The organism is Neobacillus sp. PVCKKU3 (assembly GCF_058323225.1).
In genome coordinates, this window is sequence record NZ_JBLVQN010000038.1 from 19,759 (window position 1) to 37,733 (window position 17,975).

The 17,975-nt window shown below is 38.7% G+C and carries 19 protein-coding genes; 6 read left to right on the top strand and 13 right to left on the bottom strand.

The features are described 5' to 3' along the window. Window positions 1-14: 14 nt before the first annotated feature. A complete protein-coding gene (locus ACNQGS_RS21920; protein ID WP_491489193.1) occupies window positions 15-194 on the top strand; it encodes a small, acid-soluble spore protein, H family in 180 nt (59 codons plus the stop codon). A gap of 415 nt (window positions 195-609) precedes the next feature. Here the strand turns inward: ACNQGS_RS21920 and ACNQGS_RS21925 are convergent, their stop codons facing one another. Next, window positions 610-1,176: a hypothetical protein gene (locus tag ACNQGS_RS21925; protein WP_491489194.1), complete on the bottom strand. Its 567-nt coding sequence runs from the start codon at window positions 1,174-1,176 to the stop codon at window positions 610-612. 151 nt (window positions 1,177-1,327) lie between these two features. Then, window positions 1,328-2,254, bottom strand: coding sequence for an alpha/beta hydrolase family protein (locus ACNQGS_RS21930; protein ID WP_491489195.1), 927 nt, complete (start codon window positions 2,252-2,254; stop codon window positions 1,328-1,330). A gap of 329 nt (window positions 2,255-2,583) precedes the next feature. Between ACNQGS_RS21930 and ACNQGS_RS21935 the strand changes: the two genes are divergently transcribed. After that, window positions 2,584-3,024 (top strand): GNAT family N-acetyltransferase, encoded by a 441-nt coding sequence (locus ACNQGS_RS21935; RefSeq protein ID WP_491489196.1) that lies wholly within the window; start codon window positions 2,584-2,586, stop codon window positions 3,022-3,024. Window positions 3,025-3,097: 73 nt separating this feature from the next. Here the strand turns inward: ACNQGS_RS21935 and ACNQGS_RS21940 are convergent, their stop codons facing one another. Both ACNQGS_RS21940 and ACNQGS_RS21945 read right to left on the bottom strand, forming a co-directional pair. Beyond that, window positions 3,098-3,862, bottom strand: coding sequence for an SDR family NAD(P)-dependent oxidoreductase (locus tag ACNQGS_RS21940; protein WP_491489197.1), 765 nt, complete (start codon window positions 3,860-3,862; stop codon window positions 3,098-3,100). Between the two features lie 224 nt (window positions 3,863-4,086). Then, complete coding sequence (locus tag ACNQGS_RS21945; RefSeq protein WP_491489198.1) at window positions 4,087-4,470, bottom strand: VOC family protein; 384 nt, start codon at window positions 4,468-4,470, stop codon at window positions 4,087-4,089. 256 nt (window positions 4,471-4,726) lie between these two features. On the opposite strand from ACNQGS_RS21945, the gene ACNQGS_RS21950 reads away from it, so the two are divergent. Next, on the top strand, window positions 4,727-5,038 hold the full coding sequence (locus tag ACNQGS_RS21950; RefSeq protein ID WP_213145973.1) for a hypothetical protein: 312 nt from the start codon (window positions 4,727-4,729) through the stop codon (window positions 5,036-5,038). A gap of 106 nt (window positions 5,039-5,144) precedes the next feature. Here ACNQGS_RS21950 and ACNQGS_RS21955 read toward each other — a convergent pair whose 3' ends face one another. Next, on the bottom strand, window positions 5,145-5,378 hold the full coding sequence (locus ACNQGS_RS21955) for a hypothetical protein (protein ID WP_491489199.1): 234 nt from the start codon (window positions 5,376-5,378) through the stop codon (window positions 5,145-5,147). A gap of 270 nt (window positions 5,379-5,648) precedes the next feature. On the opposite strand from ACNQGS_RS21955, the gene ACNQGS_RS21960 reads away from it, so the two are divergent. Further along, complete coding sequence (locus ACNQGS_RS21960) at window positions 5,649-5,927, top strand: hypothetical protein (RefSeq protein ID WP_213145971.1); 279 nt, start codon at window positions 5,649-5,651, stop codon at window positions 5,925-5,927. A gap of 70 nt (window positions 5,928-5,997) precedes the next feature. After that, window positions 5,998-6,624 carry a DUF2238 domain-containing protein gene (locus ACNQGS_RS21965; protein WP_491489200.1) on the top strand — a complete coding sequence of 209 codons (627 nt, stop codon included), beginning with the start codon at window positions 5,998-6,000 and terminating at the stop codon, window positions 6,622-6,624. A gap of 82 nt (window positions 6,625-6,706) precedes the next feature. Here the strand turns inward: ACNQGS_RS21965 and ACNQGS_RS21970 are convergent, their stop codons facing one another. The 8 genes from ACNQGS_RS21970 to ACNQGS_RS22005 all read right to left on the bottom strand — a co-directional run bounded on the left by ACNQGS_RS21970 (window position 6,707) and on the right by ACNQGS_RS22005 (window position 16,992). Beyond that, a complete protein-coding gene (locus tag ACNQGS_RS21970) occupies window positions 6,707-8,026 on the bottom strand; it encodes an alkyl/aryl-sulfatase (protein ID WP_491489201.1) in 1,320 nt (439 codons plus the stop codon). 156 nt (window positions 8,027-8,182) lie between these two features. After that, window positions 8,183-8,581 carry a hypothetical protein gene (locus ACNQGS_RS21975; RefSeq protein WP_491489202.1) on the bottom strand — a complete coding sequence of 133 codons (399 nt, stop codon included), beginning with the start codon at window positions 8,579-8,581 and terminating at the stop codon, window positions 8,183-8,185. Between the two features lie 178 nt (window positions 8,582-8,759). Further along, on the bottom strand, window positions 8,760-10,433 hold the full coding sequence (locus ACNQGS_RS21980; RefSeq protein ID WP_491489203.1) for a thiamine pyrophosphate-binding protein: 1,674 nt from the start codon (window positions 10,431-10,433) through the stop codon (window positions 8,760-8,762). A 611-nt stretch (window positions 10,434-11,044) separates the two neighbouring features. Beyond that, window positions 11,045-11,509, bottom strand: a complete 465-nt coding sequence (locus ACNQGS_RS21985) for a DinB family protein (RefSeq protein WP_491489204.1) — start codon at window positions 11,507-11,509, stop codon at window positions 11,045-11,047. A gap of 39 nt (window positions 11,510-11,548) precedes the next feature. Beyond that, entirely contained in the window at window positions 11,549-12,610 is a 1,062-nt protein-coding gene (locus ACNQGS_RS21990) for an alpha/beta fold hydrolase (protein WP_491489205.1), read from the bottom strand. Between the two features lie 197 nt (window positions 12,611-12,807). Then, complete coding sequence (helD, locus tag ACNQGS_RS21995; RefSeq protein WP_491489206.1) at window positions 12,808-15,114, bottom strand: RNA polymerase recycling motor HelD; 2,307 nt, start codon at window positions 15,112-15,114, stop codon at window positions 12,808-12,810. A gap of 89 nt (window positions 15,115-15,203) precedes the next feature. Further along, complete coding sequence (locus ACNQGS_RS22000; protein ID WP_491489207.1) at window positions 15,204-16,382, bottom strand: macrolide family glycosyltransferase; 1,179 nt, start codon at window positions 16,380-16,382, stop codon at window positions 15,204-15,206. Between the two features lie 118 nt (window positions 16,383-16,500). Continuing rightward, window positions 16,501-16,992 (bottom strand): GNAT family N-acetyltransferase, encoded by a 492-nt coding sequence (locus tag ACNQGS_RS22005; RefSeq protein ID WP_491489208.1) that lies wholly within the window; start codon window positions 16,990-16,992, stop codon window positions 16,501-16,503. Between the two features lie 301 nt (window positions 16,993-17,293). On the opposite strand from ACNQGS_RS22005, the gene ACNQGS_RS22010 reads away from it, so the two are divergent. Beyond that, complete coding sequence (locus ACNQGS_RS22010) at window positions 17,294-17,860, top strand: acetylglutamate kinase (RefSeq protein WP_491489209.1); 567 nt, start codon at window positions 17,294-17,296, stop codon at window positions 17,858-17,860. The last annotated feature ends 115 nt before the right edge of the window (window positions 17,861-17,975 follow it).

The window sequence follows — 17,975 nt, forward strand, 5'->3', positions numbered from 1 at the left end:
TTGAGGTGATGTAAATGGATCTAAATAGGGTCAAGGAAATATTGGCAGCAGAAAATGAAATAGCGGTTCAGTACCACGGTATTCCAGTTTGGATTGAAAGCATTGAAGACACTTCGAGTATGGCGTTAGTTTCCCAAAGAGGGACGCATGATGAAAAGCGGCTTGTTTCAATTGATGGTCTGGCTGAAAAATGAAAAGACCGGTAAGTGAAAGGCTGCATCGTAATGGCGATACAGCCTTTTTATTACAGGACGATTTTACTGCTTTCGCAGGCCCACGAATTTTTCATGCTCTTCTTTTATCAGAAGAATGAATTGCTCCCTTTCTGAATCCATACTTGTAATCTTTTTAACATTTGTTTCGTTGCTTAAAAAGCGCTTTACTTTTCGGTTGTTATAAATAATATATTGGTATCGATAATCTTTTTCTAGCTCTGAAAACCAAGCCTCGTCTTTTAACCGGATGATGTTCTTGTCAAACTTGGGGGTAGGATTTGGGATTAAATGTTCAATAAATTCGCCTGCAATATCTATTAGAAAGTCAATAATGAGAATAACTGCTCACCCCAAGTTGTTAAAATGGACCTAGCTGACATAAAAGAATACCAATTTAATCTTCCCAGTAAAATAAAGCATCGAAAATTTTATACGGTGGATCGCCCAAGAGCGTAGGGATATCCGATTCAAAAGGCAGTGGTTGGCTAACATAATTACTGTCTAGAACCTTGAAATGATACCTGCGTAACACTTCCCTAATTCCTGCTGCCATCTCTTCCCAGTCGCCTGATGGTAATACATCTACATTTTGACTTGGCAGGAAATCACTGCTTCCTCCTCTATCGTGTTTGGTCACTCTCCCCTTCCCAATTACTGCAACTGGAGTAAGGCGGCATATATAAATTCTAATTCCAACAATCTCTAATACACCATCTCGTTCTTCAGAAGAGCTTCCATCCTTTTTGTAGCAAAAAACTTCTACATAGGAAGCATATCCGCTCCCATAGCTATCAAATTCAGCTTGATAAGCAAGATTTTTGATAGCTGCCAACGAGCCAACGACTCTTGAGATATATTCATCTACAGCAGCATCATCGTATTCTTTGAGGTTAAAAGGGTAGAAATCGCCTACTGGCTTTGTTTCAATGATTCTTTTAAGTTCGTCATTAGAATAATACACAGTAATCCCCCTCCGAAAAACCTTACTGCCCCATTGTTTCAATATTTTACCATATTAAACAAAAGACCGAACATGCAGCAACATGTCGGTCTGATATTCGGCAGATTCCCTTAAGGACCTTAAAATGATGCATGAGAACCGTCCCCATGCCTCAAAGTGAATGGATCCAATCAGAGATATCATTTAGTACTTGGCTGTCTACCTTTTGGGCAATCTTGTACTCTTTTTGGACTTTTAGGATAGTCCCGTAGATGGCTGGCATAAATAGGTGATTTAAGTTTGGATATAGTTTAAATGTTACGTTCGGCTTTTGGTCCAATAGCTTTTTGTAAGCTTCAAAATCATTTTCTACGGATGATTGAACATCTTTTTCTCCTTGCATGATTAAAACCGGTTTTTCTAAATCTTTAAGATAATGAATTGCTGGGTGTTCACCCATTTCTTTAAGATAATAAGCTTTTACTTGTTTGCCTAAAACGGGGGTTGATTTTGCCTCCTCATCTGTTAGGTTGTAAATGTTATCTAACTTGGATGATAAGGCAGCTACCTGCTTCTTTGCAATGAATCTTATAACCCTGTTCAACGACTTTAATGCGAGGTCATTTTGCGTCATCATGATTTCCTCTAATTTTCGCGGTGAACCAGCCATAATAATAATTCCGGCAAAATTTCCGCCTTCCGCGTCTATTCTTGGAGCTAACATTCCGCCCATGCTATGACCGATGATAAAGATTTTATTAGAATCAATCCGTGGGTCATTTCGTAACAAATCAGCGGCGAGAATGGCATCTTCAATGGTTTCTTCTCTAACAGACATTCCATTATCGTGTTTCATCTCTTTACCGTAAACGAAGGTTCTCTTGTCATAGCGAATGACGGCAATTCCTCTTTCCGACAATCCTTCGGCAAATTCTTTAAAAATAAAATTATTTCCTACTTTCCCGTCCATATTACTTGGCCCGGAACCGTGAACCAAGATTACCGCCGGAATGGTACCATTCCTCTCTTCAGGAATGCTCAACATCCCATTAAGCGGGTACTTTGTTCCTGCGCCAACCACAATTTTTTCTGCAACCATTTTATGTCCTCCCACTATTTATCTCAATTTAATCACTTAGCATTTTTGTTTTAAAAGTATAGTTAGTTTGGCCTATCGCATAATACAGGATTATTTTACCATAAAATTAAGAATTTGTTAGATTGTTAGAAGAAATAAACAATGACTTGTAGGGCACGTGCGATATTCGAACTTGAGTTGTAATTTGCTGCCAAATTCTTTTATATGTACTTCTATTTTTCAAAGGTGTGCTTATATAAAAAATATATACAGTATTTACCTAATAATTTATAATTTTCCTAATGGATTGGAATTTATTTTTTAAAACTAAAAGGGAGAATAAAAAGCACATGTCTATTTCATTGCGACCAATAACTAACGAAAATTGGGAGGATTGCATTCAATTGCAAGTTGCCCCCCATCAGCAGTCCTTTATTGCCTCAAATTTATATTCACTGGCAGAGTCCAAATTTGAGCAATCCTTTGTTCCGATGGGTATTTATTTAGATGATAGAATGATAGGATTTCTGATGTACGGCAAGGACCCGGAGGATGGAACCTATTGGATTATTCGCTTTATGATTGATAAGGCCTTCCAAGGAAAGGGCTATGGCCGATCGGCTTTGTTGCAAGCCATCACCTTTCTGGCAAAGCTCGATGACTGCAGCGACTCCATTGTCCTTGGCGTAAAAGAAGACAATACAGACGCCAATCGATTTTACCAAACATTTGGTTTTCGTGATACTGGACGGAGGGAACATGGAGAAGTGTTGTTAGAATATGTAAGGTGAGACATGGGGACGGTTCTGCTAGCATATAAAAGCCAGGAGAACGGTCCCCTGGCTTTTCCTTCTGCAATATGCTTTAAAGTCCTAAAGCTGTCCAACCTCCGTCAGCTTTTAAGGTTTCACCTGTAATATAAGATGAAGCATCAGAGGCTAAGAAAATAGCCGAACCTATTAATTCATCAGGCATTCCTAATCGATTTAGTGGTGTTCTTGCCTCAATCTTTTGGGCAAACTCACTTCGTTGGTCCTTAATGGCTTTTACCAAAGGGGTTTCAATATATGCAGGTGCAATCCCATTTACCCTTATGCCATGAGGAGCCCATTCAACCGCCAATACTTTGGTCAGCATGTTGACGCCGCCCTTACTAGCGCAATAAGCTATTGACCCGGTAAGCGCCGTTTCCCCTCCAATGGAGGAAACATTTATGATGGTTCCTTTCTTTTGCTTAATCATTTGACGGCCGACTGCCTGGGCGAATAAAAATACACCCGTTAAATTAACACCGATCACCTTATTCCAATCATTTAGGTCGTATTCCTCTGCCGGCCTCTTTACAGTTATTCCAGCATTGTTTATGAGAACGTCAATTTGATGGAATTTATTAACTGCCTCATCTACTACATTTTGAATGTCTTTAGGATTCGAAACATCACACGGAATAACTAAGGCCTCAACCCCTTTTTGTTCAATTTCTTTTGCAACTTCATCCAACTCAACTTTTGTGCGGTTGCAGAGAACAACGTGGCTGCCAGCTTCAGCCAAACCTACAGCTATTGCTTTACCAATCCCTTTACTAGCCCCTGTAACAATACTTACTTTTCCGGTTAAATCAAATAGCATCTAAATTCCCTACTTCCGACTTTTTTATTAATCTAGTAAAATCTGATTCGAGATAATGATTCTTTGAATCTTATTTGTTCCTTCCTAGATTAGGGTAATTATTAATGTTATTCTTTATTCGACGCATGGTATAGAAATCCTTTTAAAGTAATAAGAAGGCACCCAAATTTGAACATTGATTACATGACCATAATTGGTAAGGATTTGGAGAAGCAAGAACAGGTTTACCTAATATAATTAGAAACCTCAATAAGGTTAAAATCCGGGTCCCTGAAATATACTGAATTAATACTTCCTAATGCACCAGTTCGTTCGATAGGGCCATCTATAATGGCAATTCCGTGTTTTTCTAAGGATTCTGCTATTTGTTCTATTGGAGTATCCGTAATAAAACATAAATCTGCCGAGCCAGGTGTAGGCCGAATTGCTTTTGGCTCAAACTCCTTCCCATATTGATGAAGGTTTATTTTTTGATTTCCAAATTTAAGTGCTTTTCTCCCTGCACCAAAGGTTTGAACCTCCATACCCATAACTGAAGAGTAAAATTTACATGTAACTTCAATATCTTTAACTGTTAAAACTAAATGATCTAACCCCTTAATATTCATCTCACACACCTCTTATAAACAATTAATTTTATTCAAAAACGTACTGAATCTATGCTGATACTTAAAAATCTTTCATGATTAGCTCAAAAATATCACAATTATTTCCAGCTGCCAATATAGAAATTAATCTTGATTTTTCTTTAATCCCAAACAGTAAGATTAAAAACGAAAAATAATTCCATAAAATTTAACAATTTGTTAAGAAATGATAAATTACGATTTCTATATATTAGGAGAAAAGGAGGTGTGTGCAGGAATGTCAGATGAACCACAAGAACTACCTCAGGAAGAACCTCAAGAGCAACCTTTAGAACGGAATCAAGAAAACATCAAAACTCTTAAAGATGAGATTAAAAATGAAATTAGAGAAGAATTAAAAGAAAAATTCATCCATTCTCGCAAGAAAAGAAAGCATCGAATAATTTATTCTGTTTGTGTCTTTGCACTCGGTGTTTTAATTGGCTTTGGCGGTGGAAGGGCAACTCATTCAGAGCATCACTTTGACCAAGTACACAAGGGACACTTTGAACATGGAAAATTTCAAAAATGGCATGATATGCGAAAATAATTATACAAATAAATACAGCCTGGGAAGAACCGATACCTTCCTAGTCTGTATTTATTTTAGTGTGATTTGAGGCAGTTTTGATTTATTAATTAGACCACAATTTGAATTACTTAAGTTTTCCTTGAAATTGATCATATTTTTTCATTTCATGAATTGTCTCTTCAATTTCCCTGATAAAATATTTAAATACCTGATGATTCCCTGAATCACTAAAGTTCTTTTTATCAACTGAATTAAGCAGCCCAATTACTGCTTTAAACTTTAAATCATCCAAAAATGGGATTTGGCTTGCCCCATAGATTTCACCTTCAACTTCCACCTCCCCATCATCATTCTCCAACCTAAATCTGAATTTTTCCGTGTTATCATCGTACAATTAATCTCGCTCCCCTATTTAGATGCATAGGGACGGTTCTCGTGTCTCATTAGCGCTCGAAATGAAGCACCAGAACCGCCCCCGTGTTTCATTAGTTCTCGAAAATGAAGCACGAGAACCGTCCCCGTGTTTCACCCTTATATTTTTTTAATGATTTGCGAAAATATACACAGATAACAATCAATAAATAGGGCAAAATAATATAACTGAATACTAAGGAAAGAGGGGCTTAGGATGTTTTATACCTATAACCTATACAGTTCGGATCAATTGGGATTTACAAACTCTTATCATATCCAAACCGAATTGCCACCGCATAAATTTCGGGCCATTATGATGGAATTTCGGCGTGGAGGAAATAATGATCCTCAGGCTTTTGTGAAATACATGCGCGAACATTTCCCAGATAGCTTTCGTTTATTCGAGTATGATGATGTTGTGCAATATGATGCCGACCAAGAAAACTCGGTTATCCTTTCCAACCTTTTAGACCAAAATAATCAAACTATTTAGGGCTGTTGAAAAAATAGGTTCAACAGCCTTTTTACCGCTGCGAGGAAACTATATAGGAGTGATATTAGAAGTGAAAGGAAAAAGTGTCAAGACGATTCAAGTCCTGCTATTACTGGTTGTAATCGCCGTTTTAATTTGGTCACTTATCAAGCCTGCAAGCTACAAGTCCTGGACATTGGAAGCCACTCCTGCCATCATCATTTTAATTATCACCCTATTAACGTACAAAAAGTTTCGTCTTACTACCCTTTCTTACGTCATTATTGCTATTATGGCGGTTTTGATGTTTGTCGGCGGCCATTACACCTATTCAAAGGTTCCTCTATTTAATTGGATAAAAGATACTTTTGATTTCAAAAGAAATCACTACGATCGATTTGGACATTTTTTAAAAGGCATGATTGGCATTGTGATAAGAGAATTATTATTAAGGAAAACTCCATTGAAAAAAGGTAAATGGTTGTTTTGGATTGTGACAAGTATTTCTCTTGCCATTTCCGCGATGTATGAAATCATTGAATGGATAAGTTTTATTATAGGCAAGGGAGGAAAAACAGCTAAAAACTTTCTAGGGAACCAAGGTGATATATGGGATGCACAATGGGATATGGTATTAACCCTAGCTGGTACCATCATATCCTTACTATTGCTTTCCAAACTGCATAATAGGTTGTTGCGAAAAGAGTTAGAAAAGTGATGCGTGGGTGATGCATGGGGACGGTTCTCGGCTTCATTTTCGCTAGAAAATGATGCAGAAGAACCGTCCCCGTGCTTCACATTTAAGGAGTTACAATATTAATAGTATGATTAAAGTCATCCAACAGGTTTAATAATTCTTTTAGCTTGTCCGTATTACCTGATAGTCTTAATTTTTCTGAAGCAATTGTTTGTTCTAGGTCTATTGCTCCAAGTAAAAATTCAAAAAATGTTTTCTTGTCAGCTACGATTGAAACATCCGGATTAGCATCCAGCCTTTCCTTCTTATTCAAAACAGAATTTTCTAAGTAAATCGAATAAAGTTCATTTACATCTGTTAGAGTTACATTAACGACGATCCTCTTACCTTCTGCTTTTGGTCCATTTAACCTAACGGCCATCAACTTAAAGAATTCGTCAAAGGAAGTCCTAAGGATTAAGCGCGAAATTTCTTTTGATGCGGCTCGCCCTTGACGGACTCCATTTCTTAGTTCTGATGCCCCTAATAGATAAGCATTTCGCCAGTTGGATGACTCAGCCTGGTAACCTAATTGTTCAAAAGCATCGGCTAATAAATCATTTGCTTCCGTATTATCCGGGTCCGCCATTACCACATGTCTTAACACTTGAGCCACCCAACGGTATTCTCCATTCTCGTAATCTACCTTTGCTTGTTTTAAGATATTGGCAGCACCGCCCATGTATTGGACGTACTTTTTACCCGCTTCAACTTGTGGAAGTGGATCTAAGTCAGCAGGATGGCCGCTATAATAGCCTAAATAAAAATTATAAACCGCTTTTGAATTGTGTTTTAACGTACCATAATAGCCACGGTTCCCCCAGTATGTACCTAATGATTCCGGAAGTTCAATTAATTCGGCAATTTCATCCATGGTATATCCATGATTGGCTAATCGAACAGTTTGGTCATGGATATATTTGTATAGATCACGTTGATATTTTAAATGTTCTAACGCTCGTTCCTTCCCCCATACCGGCCAAGCATGAATCATCACCAAAGCATCGATTTCTTTTTCACCAAATAAATCTATCGTTCTATCAAGTGCCTTCACCCATTCCAGTGAATCCCGCGTTTTCGCCCCTCTTATAGCATAAATTTGATGAAGCGTTTTATTGGCATTCTCCGAAACAAATAAAGCTTTGTAATCTTCAATATAGAAATGCATCTCAGCAGGTGCTTCTGTATGCGGAGTCAACAAAAAGACAAACTTAATCCCGTCAACCTCTAGCGTTTCCACTTCATTTTTTATTTCAACATTCGGCATTTCAAAACCATGATGCGCATTGCCTGTACCGAAAACCGATCCAATGCCGGTTGATAAAAACCCGCCCTCTCCCACTGGCAAACCGATACCGAACTGATACCAGGCCCGGCGATTCATGATGGGGCCCAATAAAACGTTTTCACTGAATGCCTCTTTAGTAAAATGATCAGGGACAATGATCGGAATGTCAGGATTATCCGCATATTCAAGAATGGCCTTAGTACCGCCGTAATGATCACTATGGCTTTGACTAATAATGATGGCAGTTACAGGTTATTTGGGACGATGACTGAAATATAATTCAATTGCTTGTTTAGCAGGCGGCATTCCACTTGAAGTGTCTATGACAATCACTCCGGTTTTTCCCTCTACGAATATAGTAGTAGCGATGGAAAGTCCACGTACTTGATAGATACCATCAACGACTTTATACAACCCAGCTTTTGCTTGTAATTGCACGTTTCTCCATAAACTTGGGTTGACAGTTTCGGGCACTCTTCCTGTAGTGTCAATAAAATGTTGGATTTTATTTTCAGTTGAAGCAATCAAGCCTCTATCTGCATCAATAAAATCTTGTATATCTTCAAAATTTAAGGTTTCATTAAATCTCCTCTGTACCTCTTTTGTAAAAGAGGTAGCAGGCTTTGATTGATTTGATGTAAGATTTGCCATGTTACATTCCTCCAAGGGTAGCAAATTTTAAAAAAAAAGCCGATAAAAATAATAGATTGATCTACTTTTTCAACCAAATTATTACCGAAAGCATGCTTCAACCAGCAAACTGGAAGATCGGCTTCTTATTTCATACCTCTATACTGCTTTGTACCAATCAAGCTGACTTATAGTAGTTTTACTGAAGATAAACCTTCACCGTAGAATCAATAACCACATCCAGCAAAATCGGCTTTTTCTCTTGAAAGGCTTTTTCAAAAGAAGGTTGAAGTTCCTCTGCCCTTTCAATTCTGACAGCATCAATTCCAAACCCCTTAGCGACACTGACAAAATCTACTGGAGGTTCATTTAAATCCATGCCCGGGAACACGTTATGCTTTGCCGATTCCCCTTTGATATTAAGAATTCCACCTTTCAGAATCATGTAACTTTGGTTATTCATAATCACAAAGACTACTGGGAGTTGATACTTGGCAGCATTCCATAATGATTGAATATAGTAAAGGGAAGAACCATCCCCAATGATATTGACAACCCTCTGATCAGGACGCCCCAACTGCGCGCCAAGGGAGGCCGGCATGCCGTATCCCAGACCGCCGCCCTTCAATGCGATAAGGCTACCAGGCTGGTTCAGTTCCAAATAACTGTGGGTATATCTACCGGACGTTACGGATTCGTCAACGACTAAAACATTTTCCGGCAGTGCTTTATTTAATTCATACATGACTTCGGCAGGGGATAAAGGAAACTGGCCTCTAGTATCTTCTAGTTCCTTTAAACGGAGCTCATCACTATGTATTTTCTTCTGTATAGTCTTTTCTTTTAACCTTTCGAATCGGGCTTTATCCTCATTATTTGATTGAGTTTCGATTAATTGTGTAATCTCCTGAATCGCAATCCTTGGGCTGGCGGAAATGGCAATATCTACGTGCATATTCTTGCCAAGCTCCCATTCACCACTGTCAATAGCGATTACCTTTGTTCCCTCTTGGATAATCGGCTGGTCAAAGTAAAGGAGTGGAGCTTGACTTGTGACTCCCACGAAAATCACAACATCCGCTTCCGAAAGAGCTTTCTTGATAAAAGGACCGTTTGGCAGGCATCTTCCTACGTATTGACGGTGACCATAAGGGAAATTTAATCTGGAGGCCTGATGCTCTACATATACAGGAGCGCCAATCATCTCCGCAAGTCGAACCATTTCGTCCAACCCTTGGCAGCTGGCCAAGTGATCCCCGACTAAAAAGACAGGGCTGCTTGCATGCCGAATCAAATCGGCCGCCTTTTGCACTGCTTCAAGATCTCCCCTAATATTGGAAGAAACAACGGTAAGCGGGATTGTTTCTTCCTCAATCTCCTGCCAAAGCACATCCGAAGGAAGAGAAAGAAAAACAGGACCCATCGGTTCGGTAAGGGCTACTTTAAAGGCCCTATGCAGGACAATAGGCAATTCCTGTGCATTTTTGACTTCCCAGCTCCATTTTGTGTAATTTTGGGCCATACTTACCATATCTCCCCATAATGCAGGTTCCTGGATAGCAAGTCTAGTATCCTGCTGGCCGGCGGTGACAATCAACGGTACTCCTGCACGATAGGCATTGTAGACGTTCCCTAATCCATGAGCCAGGCCGGGAGCAGCATGAAGATTAACGACCCCTGGTTTTCCGGTTGCCTGGGCATAACCTGCAGCCATCCCCACACACACATCTTCGTGTAAGGAAAGAATATATTTAAGATCCGGATAGTTCACCAACCCGTCAACCAATGGCAATTCAGTTGTCCCAGGGTTTCCAAACAAATACTCTACTTCATATTTTTGAAAAGTCTTTAAAATAAAATCTCTAGCAAGCATCTCTTTCACCCTCTACACAGTTTAGTAGTTTTTTTTCTTTTCAGAAAATATTATACTATAAAATTTTTGAAAGTTTTATATATTTAAAAAATATGTGGGTCGGGAAGATGTTGTCTCAATCAATTTTTCAAATGAATCTAAATACAACATCCTTTTCCAGATCATTTTGAAAGGATTATTGCTAAGGTTACTGTGGCATTTACTGAAAAAGTTAAAGAACTGGATATTATCTAGAATTTTTCGAAGGATAATACTTAAATTTAGAACAAAAAAATACATAAAAAGGAAGAAGAATCAATATGAAAAAAGCTTTTAAAATCATTGGGATTATATTCGCTATATCTTTTTAGCTATCATGATTGACGAAGAAACATTTAATAAAGGAAATTGGGATAATTATAAGTCATTAGATTTGGAGCAGATTGCCCCAGGCTTTAAACAACAGCCTTCATTAAAGGACTAGTAAGATTTCAGCCCTGTCTCAAGCGAGACAGGGCTTTTATCGTGCAATAAGTAGCTTTCCTATACACTTGCGAGGCATCTAATGCTTGGGGACGGTTCTCATGCCTCATTTTCGCTAGAAAATGAAGCAGAAGAACCGTCCCCGTGTTTCATTCCTTTTTAATATGTTCCTCTATTTGTTCCTTATGTTTTAAGTCATGCTCGATCATTCCTGCAAAGTACTCTCCTAAAGTCATGTGTTCTCTTCCGGGGTAAGGTTCGGTGAATGTGTCTTCTGGGATCTTTTGTAAAAAGGACACAAGTTCCTTACGAACAGTGATAAACTCCGTAATTAGTTCCTCTTTGGAAATACCTGATCTTGCGTATTGTGATGCCTTTTTATTTACATCTTCTACATCTATAGTAAACTCTGGAAATTCCTCATTATGATAAATGCAGGATACTCTATTGGTTATTAAAAATTTGTCCCATGAAATAAAATGGGAAATGACATCCGCAATCCCCCATGCCCCTTCTTTAAAAGGCCTAAACCAAAGATCATTTGAAATTTCCTTTAAAGAATCAACCCATTCTATTAAACTTATTTTTTCTTTGAAAATTTGATCTTTTCTCATTTTTCCTCCTTCTCCTTAACTCTAATATTTCTGGTGTTGTTAAGAACCTTGCGCCTCTAATAAATTGCTTATAAGTCTTTGCTCATTTTCTCTTGCATCATCAGTGTGAAAAGCATGGGAAGATTTATCAGACCAATATAATGATTTTCCTTTGGGGGCATCAAGCACTTCGAAATAACGAGTGATTAGTTCAGGCAATACATGTTTTTCTTTGCTACCGTGGATAAACATCACAGGTACATTTAAATCTGGCACCTCGCTGAAAAAATCAAATGTATTGATATCGTGGATCAAAGCGTCTGTATACGAAAGCTTAAAACCTCTCACAAGGGAATTATAAATATCAAGTAGAGAATAATCCGGCGAACGCAGCATGATTTTTAGCCCTGAAAAAAAGGTAGCAGATTTTTTGTCACCTGCATCGTAGAATATAGTATTATATTTAAATTGCCATTTCCTAATAACAGACCACTGTTTAAAATCCTTCGTATAAGGCGGTTCTCCTACCGCAGCAAGCTCCGTTAGCGCCCGTTTGTTGTTTGTCTCAGTGGCCTTCTGAACCAGCCACTTATAGCTTAACCTATCATTTTCAACCCAGTTTGTAATCTGAGAAAAACCTGTATAAGAATAGTATTTTTCCGGATATTTGTACGCAAGGTATAGACCAATCACACTTCCCCAGGAATGAGCTCCTAGATGCAGTTTATCTTGATTAAACCGAGATCTTAAATAATCTGTAACGTCTCTGGCATCATCGATAAATTGTTTTAAGTGCATCGTTTCTTTCGGTATATTTTTGGAAAAAGATTTCCCTGTACCGCGTTGGTCCCAAAAAACCAAGGTAAAATGTTTGACTAGTTCTTTGGTGGTCATTACCAATGCGTAATCAGTGCCCCGACCTGATACACCAGGAACAGGCATACTGGGACCTCCATGTATAAATAGCAGGACAGGACTTCCTGGTTTTTCTGTCTGAATCAGGATGCTTTGTTGAATACCGCCAATGGGAATGGTTTCAATTTGGCTGATTCCGTTTTCTGAGATCGTATAATCACTTTTTTTAAATAGTGTCATTCGTTTTTTATATTGTGCTTTTATCAAACTTTCTCCCCCTTTTCAATCATTAAATATATGTCTTTTAACCTAATTATAACTTTATTAACACTTTATGGAATTAATATCTTTCAAAATAGAACACAAAAAAACTGCCAGAATATTTCTCGCAGTTTAGAGACATGGGGACGGTTCTCGTGCCTCATTTTCGCTAGAAAATGAGGCAGAAGAACCGTCCCCATGCTTCAATTTTCAAAATGCAATGAATCCGCCCTATTTAATAAAAAGTCTGCCTGGTCTCTCCCATACAGATACAATCGATGCATCGGTCTTGTCATCGATACGTACAACAATTTGATGTCCAGGTCAGCTTGTGAATATGGTTCTTCCAAGCAGACGAGCAAAACGGCATCAAACTCCAGACCTTTTGATAAATAAGAAGGCAAAATCACGATATGCCCCTTCTTCATTTCTTGTTTTTCTTCTAATAACTGAATTGGAAGTTGGCTATTTTCCAAGAGTTCTTGTATTCTCTGGCATTCTTTATCGGTACGTCCAATAATCGCAATGGAGTGCAGCTCTTCCTCTTTGAGTGAGGATATATCTTTTTCCAACTGCAGCTTAACCTGTTCCAAATTCTCAGGATCAATTTTTTTATAGCTCGGTTTTTGTCCATGACGAATGACCGGTTCGACCTTCGGCAATTCCTGATCAATCAACATCAGGATATCATTTGCCAAGTTCATGATTTCGACGGTTGTTCGGTAGCTTTTTTGCAAGGCTTGATAATTGGCATTTGGGAAAATCTCATTCAGTACAGGTGTCCAGCTATTCAAGCCGCGATAGGAATGAATGCCTTGTGCCAAGTCCCCCACAATGGTGAACAAGTCTGTTTCAAAGCCTTCTTTTAAAGCAGCAAATTGAAAATAGCTGTAATCCTGCGCCTCATCAATGAAAATACTGCGCATTTTATGTTTTTCATCGATGCCTTCTAGCTTTGCCTGCATATAAAATAGCGGGGCTAAATCCTCAAGTTCGTATGCACTCCGTTCAAAGATACGCTGACAATATTTACTTAGAACCTTACATTCTTGTTCAGTCAGAGTTGCGGAATGCTTGTGAAGCAACTCTGGAGAAGTCATTAGTTCCTTATACAGGGTAAAAATATCTTTCATGACAAATGCATCCATATATTTTTTTACAGCGACTTTTGCCTCCTGCTCGATCCTCTTTTTCCGTTGCTCTTTCCGCTCCATTAAAGTGACCACTTTTTGCTTTCTTTTTTCAGGATCCTGCCTCCAGTTATAAAGGACCTTTTCGAGTGCTTCTTCGTATTTCTTGTTCAATTTCGATAACATAATGGATTTTTTCCTTTTTAGATCATCTTCTAAAAGGTTTTTTATTTTTCCAAGCCTTTTGTAGATTGGTAAGTACGTATATTCTTTTAAAAATAGTCTTTTAAGCTTTTTCCCCTTCATGAGCACGGAAATTTCTATCACAAAATCCTCTTCTGGGGCAAGATTGCTTTCCAATTCCTTGATATATCGATTGATTAATTCTTTAAATTCAAGTGAACCTTTATAACTAGAAACCCATTGCATCGATTTATTGGACCCGTTATTTTCAAGGAGCTTCATCAGCTTGGAGTTAGGTGAAAAAAGTTTTATTTTCTGCCCCAAGCAGCTTCTCATAAAATCGATATAGGTAGTCTGGTTGATTTTGTTGACACCGAGTTCTGGTAAGACGGCAGAAATATAATCAATAAACAGTCGGTTTGGCGCGAGAATCATTAATTTTTCTGGAGGAAATTGAAATCCAAAGGAATAGAGAAAGTAGGATATTCTATGGAGTGCGATCGTTGTTTTCCCGCTTCCGGCCGCTCCTTGAACAATAATAGGGTGCTTCAGAGATGCCCTGATTACTTCATTTTGCTCGTTTTGAATGGTCGCCACGATTTCTGTTAAACGATTGTCCGCTTTACCTGACAAGGATTTCTGCAAGAGTTCATCGTGGGTGGTTAAATCGATGTCACTGATTTCTTTTAATAAGCCCTCAACAATGTCATATTGCCTCTTTAAAGATAGATAACCGGTTTGTGTCTCCCCATAGGCGTCATAGGACACCTCTCCGAGACGACCATCATAGTAGACATTCGCAATCGGCGACCGCCAATCCACAATAATAGGTTGCTGTGTGACACGGTCAAACAGTGACACCTTGCCGATGTACAAAATTTCTTCTTTTTTCGTAATGTCACTCGTGAAATCAATCCTTGAAAAATATGGTTTGCCAATCACGCTCTCCAGCCGTTTCAATTCACTTTCCGCTAATTCAAGAAAACTGGCATTGGCGAGGAGATCCGTGTAACTCGTACTGCTATCTTTAGAATTGAGATCGGCAAAAGATTGTTTCATACTTTCTACGAAAAATTCTTTATTGCCCTTCGAAATTTCCAATACGGTCCGGATATATTCCTTCGTAAACTCTAAGCGCTCCAGTTCTGCTTGGTAATCTTTATGGCCACTCACAGAAACTTGATCTTTAGTACCCATCCTATAGTCACCTCACTAAGTGACACACGGGGACGGTTCTCGTGCCTCACTTTCTCTAGAAAATGAGGCAAAAGAACCGTCCCCATGCGTCAATTTTTAAATTTGAAAATCTCATCCACAGCTTGGTGGTATCCACCGGATTTTTGAAAAGATTCTCCAATGTTTACAGCAGCGTTTTGGATAGATGGTTGTTTTAATACTTGATCCACTGTTTCATGTAATTGATCTGCAGTCAGGTTTTGCATTTGTAGTGTAATTCCGGCTCCGAGTTTGGCAACTTCCCCTGCGATGATTGGCTGATCCGCGCTTTGCGGGATGACAATGAGTGGAACCCCGTTATAGAGACCCTCATGGACACTGTTCATTCCACCATGTGTGATGAAAACCCTCGTGTATTTCAATACTTCTGTTTGTGGAACGGAATTTTTCACAATGATGTTCTTAGGAATCTCCCCTAAATCGGATAGTTGTGTTTTTTCCCCAATAGACATGACAACAGTATGATCAGTGTTCCCAAATGCCTGAAAACAAAGCTTATAGAAATCAATTGCTTGGTTAAAGACAGTACCGAGTGAAATGTAAATTAGGCTTTTTCCCTTAATTGCTGGTAGTTCGAAGTTTTCTTGCATTGGTCGTGAAGAAATGGATGGACCTACAAATTTGTACGACTGGTCAAATGTTTCTCCAAAAGGTTGAAACTCCCTTGTTGTATAAACGATTGTAAGTGGTGCCGGGTTACAAAAAACTTCGTATGGAGAATGGATCTCCACATCATATTTTTCTTTTATTTTTTTTGTGAGATTCTGATACTCATCATGAATCTCTGTTGGGATATTTAAAGAAAGATGTTCCAGCATTTGATCAAATGATGCTTTTGTCTGTGCAAAAGAAGTACAAGAGTTAACGGCCGGGAGCTTCAGTATTTGTGCTAGTATTCGTCCACAGCCAAACATGGAATCGTGGATGATATAATCAAACTGTTCTCCTTCGATTTGCCCAAGAACACTAGGAATCACGATATCCGATGTACGCAAAAGACCGTTGATTCTTTCGAGTAAATACTTTCTTCCACCTGAAATAAAAGCTTTTATAAATTTCTCACCATCAAACGTTCTTACGGTGGCGCCCGTCTTCTCAACACGTTCTCTAAAATCCTCTATTGTAAAGTATACTACCTCTTCTCCACGCGAAACAAGCTCCCGCACAACTCCAAGAGTCGGATTAACATGTCCTTCAGAACCACCATTAATAAACAAAACGCGTGCCATAATCAACACTCCTTCGCTAATGAGGCATGGGGACGGTTCTCGCGCCTCACTTTATCGACTAAAGTGAGGCAAAAGAACCGTCCCCATGTTTCATTCTCTCCATCTAAATTGAGTTAAATCATATGGATAATATTTTAACCATATTATACCAAATTACACCGCCGTGCTCTGATTTTGAAACTCCCATGTTGACATAGCCAAATTTTTCATAGAAGCCAATTAAGTCTTCTTTACAAGTAAGTGTGATAGTCTCACGTTTTTTGGCAATTGCCGCTTCTTCAATATGGGCAAGTAGCGCTGCCGCTACACCGCGGGTTTGAAAATGCGGGGTAACCGCAATTCCAAGAACACTTTGATGTCCGCCAGTCAGTGGATTAGCCTTGATTTCCCGAAATAAGTCATCTGTAATAAATGGTGTTTCGATTACAGGTCCATTAACAAAACCTACAATCGCACCTTTCCTTTCAGCCACAAAGAAACTATCTGGTATTACTCGAATCCGCTTTTCAAACGTTTCTTTCGTCGCAGCCTCTTCTATTGGAAAACACAGGCTTTCAATGATAGTTATCTCAGATAGATCTTCCATTTTAACATTACGGATATTCAACATTTTCAATTTGCCTCCAAATTCCAATAACTTCTAGATGCTAATTCCCATCTGCCCCTACAAAATATAAGACTTCCACTTTATAAATTAATATTTATCTCCATCTACTACTATAATAGGTTTTTGTTCAGAACAAAAGTAAAGTTTTACATTTATGATGCACGGGGACGGTTCTCGTGCATCACTTTCACTGGAAAATGAGGCAAAAGAACCGTCCCCATGCATTCCATGCATTAAAATGTACAAGCACTTTTTTTGAAATGGAATATACTGAAACCGAGTTTGAGTGTTTGGGGGTGAGACTATGAATCCATGGTTCAACACTGATGGTATTAGTGAACGGGAAGATCGTTTGAAAAGTTCCATGCGCATGGTTTGGGAACAACACGTATATTGGACAAGATTGACAATCAATAGCATCGCTTTTAATTTGCCTGATCTAGCCGCGAATACTGCACGACTTCTCCGGAATGCCACAGATATGGGAAATTTATTAAAGCCTTTCTATGGAAATAAAATAGCAGCACAGTTCGCCAACCTAATAAGGGAGCACCTGGTCATTGCTGCAGAACTGGTTACAGCTGCGAAAGCAGACAACCAGAGAGCTGTGGCAGATGCTCGGAGAAGATGGTATGCAAATGGAGCAGAAATTGCCGAATTCCTAAGTAGGATCAATCCATTTATATCAAGAAAAGAGTTCCAAGAAATGTTTTTCGAACACCTAGCCCTTACTGAAAGGGAAGCAGTATTAATACTCCAACAAAAGTTTAAAGAAAGTATTGCAGTATTTGATAAAATTGAGTTGGAAGCTTTAGAAATGGCGGACACCATCACATTTGCCATTGTTAAACAATTCCCTAGAAAGTTTTAAATAGATCATGAGGACGGTTCGGCCAGCTCTTTTTTAAGAAAGAATAAGCAATGGGAACCGTCCTTGTGGTATTTCCTTGGCTTTTGCTGCAAGAATTATATATATTGAAATAAAG